The following is a 12,307-nucleotide window of genomic DNA, read 5'->3' on the forward strand; positions in this document are numbered from 1 at the left end:
GCATGAAGACGATCGACGACCTGCTGTCCGAGCACGGCGGAGACCTGTCCGGCCAGCGGGTGCTGGTCCGTAGCGACCTCAACGTCCCGCTCGACGGCACGAACATCACCGACGACGGCCGCATCCGCGCCAGCGTCCCGACGCTGCGTCGGCTCGCCGACGCGGGCGCGAAGGTGCTCGTCACGGCCCACCTCGGCCGCCCCAAGGGCCAGCACGCTCCGGCGTACTCGCTGGCCCCGGTGGCCGAGCGGCTGTCGGAGCTGCTGGGGTCGCCGGTCGTCTTCGCCGCCGACACGGTCGGCCCGGAGGCCCAGCGCGTGGCCTCCGAGCTGGCCGACGGCCAGATCGCCCTGCTGGAGAACGTCCGCTTCAACGCCGGCGAGACGGCTAAGGACGACGACGTGCGGGGCGCCTTCGCCGACGAGCTCGCGGCCCTGGCCGACGTGTTCGTCTCCGACGGCTTCGGCGTCGTGCACCGCAAGCAGGCCAGCGTCTACGACGTCGCGAAGCGTCTCCCGTCGGCGGTCGGCGGGCTCGTGCAGGCCGAGGTCGAGGTGCTCAAGCGCCTCACCGAGAGCCCGGAGCGCCCCTACGCGGTGGTGCTCGGCGGCTCGAAGGTCTCCGACAAGCTCGGCGTCATCGACCACCTGATCGAGAAGGCCGACAGCCTCGTCGTCGGCGGCGGCATGGTCTTCACCTTCCTCGCCGCGCAGGGACACGGCGTCGGCTCGTCGCTGTTGGAGGCCGACCAGATCGAGGTGGCCAAGGGCTACATCGAGCGGGCGGCCGCAGCGGGCGTCGACCTGGTGCTGCCGACCGACGTGGTGGTGGCCCCGGCCTTCGCCGCCGACGCCCCGGCCACCGTGGTCGCCGCCGACGCCATCCCCGACGACCAGATGGGCCTCGACATCGGCCCCGACTCGGCGGCGGCGTTCGCCGAGGTCGTGCGCTCGGCGAGGACCGTGTTCTGGAACGGCCCGATGGGCGTGTTCGAGTTCGAGGCCTTCGCCCAGGGCACCCGCGCGGTCGCCGAGGCGCTGACCCGGACCGAGGGCCTGTCGGTCGTCGGCGGCGGCGACTCGGCCGCGGCGGTCCGCCAGCTCGGCTTCGCCGACGACGCCTTCGGCCACATCTCGACGGGCGGCGGCGCGAGCCTGGAATATCTCGAAGGCAAGGCCCTCCCGGGTCTGGCCGTCCTGGAGGAGGACGCATGACCCGCACACCGCTGATGGCCGGCAACTGGAAGAGCAACCTCAACCACATGGAGGCGATCAACCTCGTCCAGAAGCTCGCCTGGACCCTGCAGGACAAGAAGCACGACCCGGACAAGTCCGAGGTCGTCGTCATCCCGCCGTTCACCGACATCCGCAGCGTGCAGACGGTCATCGACGGCGACAAGCTGTGCCTCGGCTACGGCGCGCAGGACGTCTCCGAGCACGACGGCGGCGCCTACACCGGCGAGATCAGCGCCGCGATGCTCGCCAAGCTCGGCTGCTCCTACGTGGTCGTCGGCCACTCCGAGCGCCGTGAGTACCACGGCGAGAGCGACCAGGTCGTCAACACGAAGGCGACGAAGGCGCTCGCGGCGGACATGACCCCCATCGTCTGCGTCGGCGAGGGCCTGGAGGTCCGCCAGTCCGGCGAGCACGTCGCGTACACGCTGGCGCAGGTCGACGGCTCGCTCGCGGGCTTCACGCCCGAGCAGGTCGCCGGTCTCGTCGTCGCCTACGAGCCCGTCTGGGCCATCGGCACCGGCGAGGTCGCGACGCCCGAGGACGCCCAAGAGGTGTGCGCGGCGATCCGAGCGAGGATCGCCGAGGTCTTCTCGGCGGAGGCCGCCGACGGCGTGCGTATCCTGTACGGCGGATCGGTGAAGGCGGCCAACGTCGCCTCGATCATGGCCCAGCCCGACGTGGACGGGGCCCTGGTCGGCGGCGCGAGTCTGCAGGCGGACGAGTTCGCCGGCATCGCCCGCTTCTACGACCTGCCCGCGATCTGACCCGACTTCAGAAAGTTCTCCCGTGATCCTCACCTTCTCCATCGTGCTCGCGATCAGCAGCGTCTTGTTGATCCTGCTCGTGCTCATGCACAAGGGCCGCGGCGGCGGACTGTCCGACATGTTCGGCGGCGGCGTGTCCAGCTCGCTGGGCGGTTCCTCGGTCGCCGAGCGCAACCTCGACCGCATCACCGTCGGCATCGCGGTCATCTGGATCGTGTCGGTCTTCGCCCTCGGCCTGCTGTTGAAGGCGGCCAACTAGTGGCAGCCGGCGCGATCCGGGGCAGCCGCATCGGCGCCGGTCCGATGGGCGAGGCCGAGCGCGGCCAGGCCGCTCCCCGGCAGAACGTCTCGTATTTCTGCGCCAACGACCATGAGACGGCGCTGGTGTTCTCGGTGGAGGCCGAGGCGCCGGAGTCGTGGGACTGTCAGAGGTGCGGCCTGCCGGCCAGCTCCGACACGGAGAACCGCCTGTCCGCCCCGAAGACCGAGCCCTACAAGACGCATCTGGCGTACGCCAAGGAGCGTCGCAGCGACGACGAGGCCAAGCAGATACTCGACGAGGCCCTGCAACTGCTCCGCTCGCGGCGCAAGTCGGGCGAGCTGATCTTCTAAAGCGCGGACGCGGCGGTCGGGTCGAGGAACCAGAGGGTCTCGGATCGGCCGCGCACGCCGCGCGCGGGCGTCTCGGCGACGGTCCCGTCGGCGGCGAGGGCTCGGGCGACCGCGTCGGCCTTGCCCTCGCCGCTGGCCACGAACCACACGGCGTCGGCGTCGTTCAGCGCGCCGAAAGTGAGGCTGATCCGCTCCGGCGGCGGCTTGGGGGAGCCGAACACCTCGACCGCACGCCGTTCGGCCTCGTCGAGTTGGGCGAAGCCGGGGAAGAGCGAGGCCACATGCCCGTCGGGGCCGACGCCGAGCAGCACGACGTCGAAGCCGTCCTCGGGCAGCGTCTCCGCGTAGGCGTCCGCCGCGTCGGCCATCGTCTGATCGCAGCCGTGCGCGGGCATCGGGTGAAGGTGCTCGGCTGGCACGCCGAGACGGTCGAGGAAGGCCTCGCGCGCTTGTCGGTCGTTGCGGTCGGCGTGGCCGTCGGGCACGAAGCGCTCGTCGCTCCACCAGAACTCGACCTGGTCCCAGTCGGCGTCGTCGGCCTGTAACCGGCGGTAGGCGTCGGTGGCGACGGTCCCGCCGGTCAAGGCGACCCGCGCGTTGCGGCCGGTTGCTGTGATCTCGCCGATCCGCTCGTTCAGACGTCGGGCGAGCAGCCCGGCGGGATCGTCGTCGACGATGACGACGCTCATGCGAGCAGTCGGCGCAGCCGGGCCACCCCGGCCTCGACGTCGCGCAGATGCAGCCGCAGCACCGGACGCCCACGTTCAGCCAACACCTGGCCGTCGCCGACCGCCTGGGCGACGATGAACTGTCCGAAGGTGAAGTCGCGGCCCGGCACCTCGAAGTCCCGATCAGGCTCGGCGGTCACCTGCAGGAACACGCCCGTCGGGGCTCCGCCCTTGTGGTACTGGCCGGTCGAGTGCAGGAAGCGCGGCCCCCAGCCGAAGGTCACCGGCCGGTCCAGCCGCTCGCTCAACGGAGCGCGCACCGCCGCGAGATCGGCGTGCGTCCAGCGGTCGAGGTAGACCTGGAGCGCGAGATAGCCGAGCGGTTCTTCGACCTTCGCGAACAGCTCGGCGAGCGCCTCCTCCAGCGTGCTCGCCTCCGTGCCGAACAGCTCGACGTCGCCGTCGACCGCCGACGGCGCGGGCTGCTCGACCTCGCCGCCGAGCGAGGCGCGGGCGGCTTTCTTCGCGCTCTCGACGTCGGGCTGGTCGAAGGGGTTGATCGAGAGGATCTGACCGGCGACCGCCGTCGCGACCTCCCACAGGAACATATGGGCGCCGAGCGGCAGGTCGACGGCGGCGGCGTAGCCGGAGGGAGCCGCCGGGACCTCCTCGGTCCCGAGCGCCACGACGACGCAGTCCGATGTCACCGCGCCGAGGGCGTCGGGCGTCGTCACGACGGGCAGGACGCCGCAGCCGTCCTTGCCGGTCGACTCCGCGACCAGCTGCTCGATCCAGTCGCCGACGCCCGTGCCGGTGTGGTCGACCAGCACCAGCTTGTCGACGTCGTTGTCGGCGGCCACGCCCATCAGCGTGCCGAGCCGCAGTGCGAGGTTCTCGACGGAGTCGGCGAGGAACGCGTCGTGCACGGCGCCTGCCTGCTCCAGCAGCGGGGCGAGCGGGACGCCCGCCAGGCCGCTCGGGACCAGGCCGAAGGCCGTCAGTGCCGAGTACCGGCCGCCGACGTTCGGCTCGGCACGGAACACGCGGTAGCCGGCGGCGGTCACGTACTCGTCGAGCGGCGACGCCGGATCGGTGACGATCACGAGGTGCTGGCGGGCGTCGAGGCCCGCCTGTTCGTAGGCGTCCTCGAAGGCGCGCCGCTGGCTGTCGGTCTCGACGGTGCCGCCGGACTTGCTGGAGACCACCACGACGGAGCGGTCGAGCCGGTCCTCGACGGCGGCGCGCGCCATGTGCGGGTCGGAGGAGTCGAGCACGGTCAGCTCGACTCCGGCCGCCCGGCAGATCACCTCCGGCGCGAGCGACGACCCGCCCATGCCGCACAGCACCACGTGGTCGAGGCCCGCCTGTCGCAGATCGTCGCGGGCGGCGGCGATCCGGGGGAGGAGCGGCCGGGACGCCTTGGGCAGGTCGACCCAGGCGAGGCGTTTGGCCGACTCCTCCTCGGCGGCCGGACCCCACAGCGTGTGGTCGCGCGCCGCGAGCCGGGAGGCGAAGCGCTCGTCGACGAGGCGGCGCAGGACGCGCTCGTAGGACCGGACGGGAGCGGTGATGTGAACAGTCATCGGTCAGCCTTCCGCCAGCGCGTCGCCCACGGTCTGGACCAGCTCGGCCCACGAGTCGTCGAACTTCCGCAGCCCCTCGTCCTCCAGGACCGCGACCACGTCGTCGTAGTCGACGCCCGCCTCGGCCAGCGCGTCCCAGACGGCCTGAGCCTGCTCGGCGGTGCCGGTGACGGCGTCGCCGTGGACCTCGCCGTGGTCGGCGAAGGCCTGCAGCGTCTTCTCCGGCAGCGTGTTGACGGTGCCCGGGACGACCAGCTCGGACACGTAGAGCGTGTCCGGCAGCGCGGGGTCCTTGACGCCGGTGGACGCCCACAACGGACGCTGCGGGTGCGCGCCCTGGGCTCGCAACGCCGCGAACCTCTCGCCGCCGAAGACCTCGGCGTAGGCGGCGTAGGCGAGCCGGGCGTTGGCCAGCGCCGCCGTGCCGCGCGCCGGATGCCCCTCGCCGAGGCGGCCGTCGACCTCGGTGTCGACGCGGCTGATGAAGAACGACGCGACCGAGTGGATCTGAGACAGGTCGCGGCCCTCGGCGGCGGCCTGCTCCAGCCCGTACAGGTAGGCGTCCATGACGCCGCGATAGCGCTCCAGCGCGAAGATCAGCGTGACGTTGACGCTGATGCCGCGCGCGATGGTCGCCGCGATGGCCGGCAGACCTTCTGCGGTCGCCGGGATCTTGATCATCGCGTTCGGACGGTCGACGCGCCGCCACAGCTTCTCGGCCATCGCCACGGTCGCCTCGGTGTCGCGGGCCAGACCGGGCTCCACCTCGATCGACACGCGGCCGTCGACGCCTCCGGTGGCCTCGTGGACCGGCCGCAGCACGTCGCAGGCCTGCTGGACGTCGGTGCAGGTCAACTCGACGATGGCCTCGTCGACCGACGCGCCGGACGTCTTCAGCGCGGCCACCTGGTCGGCGTAGCTGGCGCCGTCGGCGAGCGCCCCGGCGAAGATCGTCGGATTGGTCGTCACCCCCACGACGCCGCTCTGGCCGACGAGCGCGGCGAGGTTGCCAGAGCTGAGTCGTTCGCGGGACAGGTCGTCGAGCCAGATCGACACCCCAGCGTCGCTGAGGGCCGTGAGTCGTGGGTTCATGGGCGGTGCTCCTATCGGGTGGCGGCCTCGATCGAGTCGTGGGCGGCGGTGACCACGGCGTCGGCGGTGAGGCCGAACTCGGTGTAGAGGCGCTGGTAGTCGGCGGACGCGCCGAAGTGCTCGATGCTGACGATCCGTCCGGCGTCGCCGACCAGCTCGCGCCAGCCCTGGGCGATGCCGGCCTCGACCGACACGCGGGCGCGCACCGACGGCGGCAGGACGCCGTCGCGGTAGTCGGCGTCCTGGGCGTCGAACCACTCGCGCGAGGGCATCGACACGACGCGGGCGCCGACGCCGGCCTCGGCGAGCTTCCCACGCGCTTCGACGGCCAGCTGGACCTCCGAGCCGGTGGCGATGAGGATGACGTCGGGCTCGCCGTTCGCGGCGTCGACGAGCGTGTAGCCGCCCTTCTCGGTGAGCGAGGCGTCGCCCCACTCGCCGCCCCGCGGGAAGACGGGCAGGTTCTGGCGGCTCAGCGCCAGCGCCGACGGGCGGTCGGTCTGCTCCAAGACGGCCTTCCACGCCGCGACGGTCTCGTTGGCGTCGGCCGGACGGATCACGTCGAGGCCGGGGATCGCGCGCAGCGAGGCCAGGTGCTCGATCGGCTGGTGCGTCGGGCCGTCCTCGCCGAGGCCGATGGAGTCGTGCGTCCACACGTAGGCGACGGGCAGCTGCTGCAGCGCGGCCAGGCGGACCGCCGGGCGCATGTAGTCGCTGAACACCAGGAAGGTGCCCGCGTACGGGCGGGTCGGGCCGTGCAGCGCGATGCCGTTGAGGATCGAGCCCATCGCGTGCTCGCGGATGCCGAAGTGCAGCACCCGGCCGTACCAGTCGCCGGTGAACTTGCCCGTCGAGCGGTGCGGCGGCAGGAAGGACGGCTCGCCCTTCGGGGTGGTGTTGTTCGACCCGGCGAGGTCGGCCGAGCCGCCCCACAGCTCGGGCAGCTTCGGCGCGGCGGCGGTCAGGAACTCGCCGGAGGCCACGCGGGTGGCGACACCCTTCTCGGAGGCCTCGTAGACCGGCAACTCGGCGTCCCAGCCCTCGGGGAGCGTCTGGGAGGCGAGCCGGTCGAGCAGCGCCTTGGCGTCGGGGTTCGCTTGCGTCCAGGCCTCGAAGCCCTCGTCCCAGGCGGCGTGGGCGGCCTGGCCGCGCTCGCGGGAGGCCTCGATGTTCGCGACGACGGCGTCCTCGACGACGAAGTCGGCGTCGGTCGGGAAGCCGAGGATCTCCTTGGTCGCGGCGATCTCGTCGGCGCCGAGGGCCGACCCGTGCGACGCGCCGGTGTTCTGCGCGTTCGGGGCGGGCCAGGCGATGATCGTGCGCAAGACGATGAGGCTCGGCTTGGACGTCTCGGCCTTGGCGGCCTGGATCGCGTTCCAGAGGGCTTCGACGTCCTCGCGGTAGTCGCCGCTCGCGGTCCAGTCGACGGTCTGGACGTGCCAGCCGTAGGCCTCGTGGCGGGCGCCGACGTTCTCGCTGAACGCGACGTCGGTGTCGTCCTCGATGGAGATGCGGTTGTCGTCGTAGATGACCGTGAGGTTGCCGAGCTCCTGGTGGCCCGCGAGCGAGGCGGCCTCGCCGGTGACGCCCTCCTGGACGTCGCCGTCGGAGGCGAGCACGTAGATCTGGTGGTCGAAGGGGCTCGTTCCGGGGGCGGCCTCGGGGTCGAGCAGGCCGCGCTCGCGGCGGGCGGCCATGGCCATGCCGACTGCGTTGGCGATGCCCTGGCCGAGCGGGCCGGTGGTGACCTCGACGCCGGGGGTGTGGCCGTGCTCGGGGTGGCCGGGGGTCTGGCTGCCCCACTGGCGCAGGTCCTTGAGGTCGTCGAGGCTCAGCGGGTAGCCCGCGAGGAACAGCTGCGTGTACTGGGTGAGGCTGGAGTGGCCGCAGGACAGGACGAAGCGGTCGCGGCCGATCCACGACGGATCGGTCGGGTCGTGCCGCATGACCTTCTGGTAGAGCAGGTACGCCGCCGGGGCGAGGCTCATCGCCGTGCCGGGGTGACCGTTGCCGGCCTTCTGCACGGCGTCGGCGGCGAGCAACCGGGCGGTGTCGACGGCGCGCGCGTCGAGTTCGGACCAGTCGAGGGCGGTGGGGGCAGAGGTCACGAGTGTGTCTCCTCGTAGAACGCGGACCGTGGGTGACGAGAGCGGGCCACTCCGTCGCTCCGAGCCTACTCGGGTGGCTTAGACTGGTGCGCGTGAGTCTCGTCGATGCCGGTCCCGCACGCGTCCGAGCGACGCCCCGTGAGGTGGTCGCCGCGTACGTGGCGCTGATGAAGCCCCGCATCATCGAGTTGCTGCTGCTCACCACCGTCCCGGTGATGTTCCTGGCCGCCAAGGCGGTGCCCGACCTGTGGCTCGTCGTGGCCACGATGGTCGGCGGCACGCTGTCGGCGGGCAGCGCCAACGCGCTCAACTGCGTGGTCGACGCCGACATCGACCAGAAGATGCGCCGCACGTCGCGCCGTCCGCTGCCGCGCCATCAGGTGAGCACGCGGAAGGCGTTGGTCTTCGGCTTGGTGCTGGGCGTCGTGTCGACGCTCTGGCTCGGTTTCTTCGTCAACTGGCTGTCGTCGCTGCTGGCGCTGACGGCGAACGTCTTCTACGTCGTCGGCTACACGATGCTGTTGAAGCGCCGCACCCCGCAGAACATCGTGTGGGGCGGCGCGGCGGGCTGCTTCCCGGCGCTGATCGGCTGGACGGCCGTCACCGGCGAGCTGGCCTGGGCGCCGGTCGTGCTGTTCATGGTCGTGTTCTTCTGGACGCCGCCGCACTTCTGGTCGCTCGGCATGCGCTACCGCGAGGACTACGCGGCCGCCGACGTGCCCATGCTCCCGTCGGTCACCAGCGCCCGCGAGGTGGCGCGGCAGATCGTGGCGTACTCGTGGGTCATGCTCGCTACGTCGCTGCTGCTGTGGCCGGTGGCCGAGACCGGCTGGTTCTACCCGGCGTCCGCCATCGTCCTCGGCGTCATCTTCCTCGTCGAGGCCTACGACTTGAAGAGTCGCGCCCTGGAGACCGAGGAGTTGAGCGTCATCAAACCGATGCGCCTGTTCCACTTCAGCAACGCCTACCTCGCCCTGCTCTTCGTCGCGGCGGCGGCTGATCCCTTCATCGGCTGATCAACTCGACCTTCTCGGGTTGAGCCGACGCGACGCCTTGGTCGAAGGTGGCGAGTGTGCCGCCGTGGTGCGCCGCGAGCGAGACGAGATACGCGTCGGTGACTTGGCGATGCCCGATGACGTGGTCGAGGCCGGCGTCGGCGTACGAGATGGAGTCGGGCCAGAACACGCAGCGTGGCGAGGCGTGAAGCGCTGAGACCACGGCGCGGACCGTCGCGGGGCTCTCGCCGACACGTATGAGGAAGCGGGCGAGAGCCCCTTCGGAGATGGGGCAGAGGGCGAAGTGATGAACGTCTGCCGCCCAGCGTGCCGCGACATCGTGATGCTCATGGTCGGTGATCGTCAGCGCGATCAGCACGTTGGCGTCCAGCAGATAGGGCGTGGTCATTCGTCGTCCAGAGCCTCGGCGACGTCGGCGGAGGTGACGGGGTGTCCTAGCGTGATCGAGGGCAGCTGGCTGATGGGATCGGTGGCGACGGTCAGCGGATCGCCCAAGGTCGAGAGGCCGCGAACGGTGAGGTCGGTGAGGACCGCGGAGAGCGATTGACGTCGTTCATGAGCGATCTCACGGGCACGGCGGTGCACGGCGGGAGGCAGGTCGACGGTGGTGCGCATGACTGCATCATAGGCACATCACCAGTGATGTGACAGGTCTGAGAGGTACCTTCGGCTTCGTCGAAACGGTCTACTTCCGGGCGTCGCGCCTCGTCGGCTCCCGTCTGATTCCGACGACCAACTTTGTCGCGACGGCCAGCAGGACCGCCGCGCCGACGAGGTGGGCGGCGACGAGGGCGATGGGGAGGTCGGTGAAGTACTGGACGTAGCCGATGAGGCCCTGAGCGAGCTCGGCGACGAGCAGCAACGCGACGATGCGCGAGCGCAGCAAGATCAGCAAGAGCACCGTCAGGCCGATCAGCAGCCAGACGCTCAGCGCGTGGATCCGGCTCCAGGTGGCGGGGTCGAGTCCGTTGCGCGGGGCCTTCTCATCGCCCGCGTGGGGCCCGGAGCCGGTGACGATGGTGCCGAGATAGATCGCGACGAGCAGCGTGCCGTAGACCGCCCAGACCAGCGTGTGCAGGCGGGGCGACAGGGGCGTCGCGGGCTCCTCGGAGACTCGGTGGACCAGCCACACCGACCCCGCGACCAGCGCCATCGACAACAGCAGATGCAGCGCCACGATCCACGGGTTCAGGTCAGTCAGCACCGTGATCCCGCCGATCACCCCCTGAAAGGGGATGCCGACGGCCAGCACGCCGGCGTGCCAGCGCAACGAGTAGCTGGTCCGCGACCACTGCCAGATCGCCATGAACGTGGCGATGGCGACCGCGATGAGCACATACGTCAGCAGCCGGTTGCCGAACTCGATGGCGCCGTGGACTCCCAACTCCTTGTGCGCTGTCCAGGACTCCTCGGTGCACTTCGGCCATTCCGAGCAGCCAAGGCCCGATCCAGTCAGCCGGACCAGACCGCCGGTCAAGATGATGACCGTGTTGGCGACGACTGAAGCGCGCGCCCAGAACTTGACGTTCATCTCACTCCCATTTGAAGGTGCGGACCGTCGCGACGCCCGCGACGAGCGCCCAGATGGTCAGCACGACGAGGGCGCCGACCGCCGATCCGCCGTCGAACACGTCCCGCAGGCCTTGTCCGAGCGCCCCCGACGGGACGAGCTCCATGGCCTGCCGGCCGGCCTCGGGATAGCGCGAAAGCGGCACGAGCAGCCCGCCGCCGACGAGCAGCAGCACATAGACGAGGTTCGCGACGGCGAGGGTCGCCTCGGCGCGCAGCGTTCCGGCGATCAGCAGGCCGAGCGCCCCGAAGGCCGCCGTCCCGGTGATGACCAGGGGGATCATCCAGAGCCAGCCGCTCGCCTCCGGCTGCCAGCCGAGCAACAGAGCGACGGTCGTCAGCACGACGAGTTGGATGACTTCAACGGCGATGACCGCGCCGACCTTGCCGAGCAGCAGCACCGACCGGGGCAGGGGAGAGGCGCCGAGGCGTTTGAGCACGCCGTAGCGGCGGTCGAAGCCGGTGCTGATCGCGAGCGAGGTGAACGACGTCGATAGCACCGCCAGCGCGATCACGCCGGGCGCGATGATGTCGATGGTGCGGCCGGGGCCGAGATCGACCACCTGATCGGCACGGGTGCCCATGACCAGCAGGATGAGCGGGATGACGAGGGTCAGCAGCACCTGCTCGCCGTTGCGGAGCATGAGCTTGAACTCCATGAGCGTCTGCGCCCGCAGCATCGCCGACAGCGGCGCGGCCCCTGGCTTCGGGGAGACGTCGAGGCTCATCGCAGACTCCGTCCGGTCAGGTCGAGGAAGCGGTCTTCCAGCGTCTCTCGCTCGACGAGGATCGACTCGACCAGCACGCCTTGCTCGGCGCACCAAGCGGTGACGGTGGAGAGGAGGGTGGGGGAGACCTCGCCGGTGATGACGTAGGAGCCGGGTGTGCGTTCTTCGACCTTCGTCCCGTCGCTGAGGGCTGCCATGAGGGAAGGAACGTCGAGGCCCGGACGTGCGGTGACGCGCATGGTGTCGTGGGCGCTCTCGCGGGTCAACTCGGCGGGCGTCCCCGAGGCGATGACGCGACCGGAGTCGATGATGTGGATGGTGTCGCTCAGTTGCTCGGCCTCGTCCATGAAGTGCGTGGTGAGGACGGCGGTGACGCCGTGGTCGCGCAGTTCGCCGATGAGGTCCCACGCGGCACGGCGGGCCTGCGGGTCGAGGCCGGCGGTCGGTTCGTCGAGGAAGAGCAGTTCGGGTCGTCCGACGATGGCCATGGCGAGGGAGAGACGCTGCTGCTGGCCGCCGGACAGCCGGCGGTAGGGGGTGCGGCCGCAGGAGCCGAGGCCGAGTCGTTCGATGAGCGCGTCGACGTCGAGCGGATGGGCGTGCAGGGCGGCGATGTGCCGCAGCATCTCCTCGGCCCGCGACCCCGACCACGCCCCGCCGGACTGCAGCATGACGCCGATCCGGGGTCGTAGCTCCGGGTCGCGCGGGTCGCGTCCGAGCACGCGGACCGAGCCCTCTTGGACTGGCCGGAAGCCCTCACAGGTCTCGACGGTGGTGGTCTTGCCCGCCCCGTTAGGCCCGAGGATCGCAGTGACCGACCCGGTGACGACGTCGAGGTCGAGGTGGTCCACCGCCGCCCGCTCCCCGTAACGCATTACGAGGTCACGGATCTCCACGGCGAGAGCAGGCACCGGGACAGTCTAGTGAGGCGG

At 70.9% G+C, this 12,307-nt stretch carries 14 protein-coding genes; 5 read left to right on the top strand and 9 right to left on the bottom strand.

All coding sequences use genetic code 11. The features are described 5' to 3' along the window. Nucleotides 1-2 precede the first annotated feature (2 nt). Genes QM621_RS11675 through QM621_RS11690 form a run of 4 tightly spaced genes read left to right on the top strand, consistent with a single transcriptional unit; the run spans nt 3 to nt 2,611 of the window. On the top strand, nt 3-1,214 hold the full coding sequence (locus QM621_RS11675) for a phosphoglycerate kinase (protein ID WP_414990555.1): 1,212 nt from the start codon (nt 3-5) through the stop codon (nt 1,212-1,214). Then, nucleotides 1,211-1,999: a triose-phosphate isomerase gene (gene tpiA / locus QM621_RS11680; RefSeq protein WP_414990556.1), complete on the top strand. Its 789-nt coding sequence runs from the start codon at nt 1,211-1,213 to the stop codon at nt 1,997-1,999. The genes QM621_RS11675 and tpiA overlap by 4 nt, the downstream gene beginning before the upstream one ends. A 22-nt stretch (nt 2,000-2,021) precedes the next feature. Beyond that, nucleotides 2,022-2,258, top strand: coding sequence for a preprotein translocase subunit SecG (gene secG / locus QM621_RS11685; RefSeq protein WP_414990557.1), 237 nt, complete (start codon nt 2,022-2,024; stop codon nt 2,256-2,258). Next, a complete protein-coding gene (locus QM621_RS11690) occupies nt 2,258-2,611 on the top strand; it encodes an RNA polymerase-binding protein RbpA (RefSeq protein ID WP_414990558.1) in 354 nt (117 codons plus the stop codon). The genes secG and QM621_RS11690 overlap by 1 nt, the downstream gene beginning before the upstream one ends. On the opposite strand, the gene pgl is transcribed toward QM621_RS11690, so the two are convergent. From pgl to tkt, 4 genes are read right to left on the bottom strand one after another with little or no spacing between them, the layout of a single operon-like run. Beyond that, complete coding sequence (gene pgl, locus QM621_RS11695; protein ID WP_414990559.1) at nt 2,608-3,300, bottom strand: 6-phosphogluconolactonase; 693 nt, start codon at nt 3,298-3,300, stop codon at nt 2,608-2,610. The two genes, QM621_RS11690 and pgl, sit on opposite strands and share 4 nt — an antisense overlap. Further along, the gene (locus QM621_RS11700) at nt 3,297-4,862 is read right to left on the bottom strand and encodes a glucose-6-phosphate isomerase (protein WP_414990560.1); all 1,566 of its coding nucleotides are present in this window, start codon (nt 4,860-4,862) and stop codon (nt 3,297-3,299) included. The genes pgl and QM621_RS11700 overlap by 4 nt, the downstream gene beginning before the upstream one ends. A 3-nt stretch (nt 4,863-4,865) precedes the next feature. Beyond that, nucleotides 4,866-5,954: a transaldolase gene (gene tal / locus QM621_RS11705; protein WP_414990561.1), complete on the bottom strand. Its 1,089-nt coding sequence runs from the start codon at nt 5,952-5,954 to the stop codon at nt 4,866-4,868. Nucleotides 5,955-5,965: 11 nt separating this feature from the next. Further along, a complete protein-coding gene (tkt, locus tag QM621_RS11710) occupies nt 5,966-8,062 on the bottom strand; it encodes a transketolase (RefSeq protein ID WP_414990562.1) in 2,097 nt (698 codons plus the stop codon). 86 nt (nt 8,063-8,148) lie between these two features. Between tkt and QM621_RS11715 the strand changes: the two genes are divergently transcribed. Beyond that, entirely contained in the window at nt 8,149-9,078 is a 930-nt protein-coding gene (locus tag QM621_RS11715) for a heme o synthase (protein ID WP_414990563.1), read from the top strand. Here QM621_RS11715 and QM621_RS11720 read toward each other — a convergent pair. The 5 genes from QM621_RS11720 to QM621_RS11740 form a co-directional block, all read right to left on the bottom strand. Then, entirely contained in the window at nt 9,068-9,466 is a 399-nt protein-coding gene (locus QM621_RS11720) for a TA system VapC family ribonuclease toxin (RefSeq protein ID WP_414990564.1), read from the bottom strand. The genes QM621_RS11715 and QM621_RS11720 overlap by 11 nt on opposite strands. Then, entirely contained in the window at nt 9,463-9,693 is a 231-nt protein-coding gene (locus tag QM621_RS11725; RefSeq protein ID WP_414990565.1) for a hypothetical protein, read from the bottom strand. The genes QM621_RS11720 and QM621_RS11725 overlap by 4 nt, the downstream gene beginning before the upstream one ends. Nucleotides 9,694-9,763: 70 nt before the next feature. Continuing rightward, nucleotides 9,764-10,609 carry a COX15/CtaA family protein gene (locus QM621_RS11730; RefSeq protein WP_414990566.1) on the bottom strand — a complete coding sequence of 282 codons (846 nt, stop codon included), beginning with the start codon at nt 10,607-10,609 and terminating at the stop codon, nt 9,764-9,766. 1 nt (nt 10,610) lies between these two features. Beyond that, a complete protein-coding gene (locus QM621_RS11735) occupies nt 10,611-11,375 on the bottom strand; it encodes an ABC transporter permease (protein ID WP_414990567.1) in 765 nt (254 codons plus the stop codon). Continuing rightward, nucleotides 11,372-12,286 carry an ABC transporter ATP-binding protein gene (locus QM621_RS11740; protein ID WP_414990568.1) on the bottom strand — a complete coding sequence of 305 codons (915 nt, stop codon included), beginning with the start codon at nt 12,284-12,286 and terminating at the stop codon, nt 11,372-11,374. Before QM621_RS11740 ends, QM621_RS11735 begins: the two co-directional genes overlap by 4 nt. Between the last annotated feature and the right edge of the window lie 21 nt (nt 12,287-12,307).

The organism is Aeromicrobium sp. (genome assembly GCF_047606445.1).
GTDB lineage: Bacteria > Actinomycetota > Actinomycetes > Propionibacteriales > Nocardioidaceae > Aeromicrobium.

Excerpts from the sequence above, each read along its gene's own strand:
- pgl (WP_414990559.1), bottom strand. The coding sequence starts at position 3,300 with ATGAGCGTCGTCATCGTCGACGACGATCCCGCCGGGCTGCTCGCCCGA.
- QM621_RS11720 (WP_414990564.1), bottom strand. The coding sequence starts at position 9,466 with ATGACCACGCCCTATCTGCTGGACGCCAACGTGCTGATCGCGCTGACG.
- tal (WP_414990561.1), bottom strand. The coding sequence starts at position 5,954 with ATGAACCCACGACTCACGGCCCTCAGCGACGCTGGGGTGTCGATCTGG.
- QM621_RS11725 (WP_414990565.1), bottom strand. The coding sequence starts at position 9,693 with ATGCGCACCACCGTCGACCTGCCTCCCGCCGTGCACCGCCGTGCCCGT.
- QM621_RS11730 (WP_414990566.1), bottom strand. The coding sequence starts at position 10,609 with ATGAACGTCAAGTTCTGGGCGCGCGCTTCAGTCGTCGCCAACACGGTC.
- tpiA (WP_414990556.1), top strand. The coding sequence starts at position 1,211 with ATGACCCGCACACCGCTGATGGCCGGCAACTGGAAGAGCAACCTCAAC.
- QM621_RS11735 (WP_414990567.1), bottom strand. The coding sequence starts at position 11,375 with ATGAGCCTCGACGTCTCCCCGAAGCCAGGGGCCGCGCCGCTGTCGGCG.
- QM621_RS11675 (WP_414990555.1), top strand. The coding sequence starts at position 3 with ATGAAGACGATCGACGACCTGCTGTCCGAGCACGGCGGAGACCTGTCC.
- QM621_RS11700 (WP_414990560.1), bottom strand. The coding sequence starts at position 4,862 with ATGACTGTTCACATCACCGCTCCCGTCCGGTCCTACGAGCGCGTCCTG.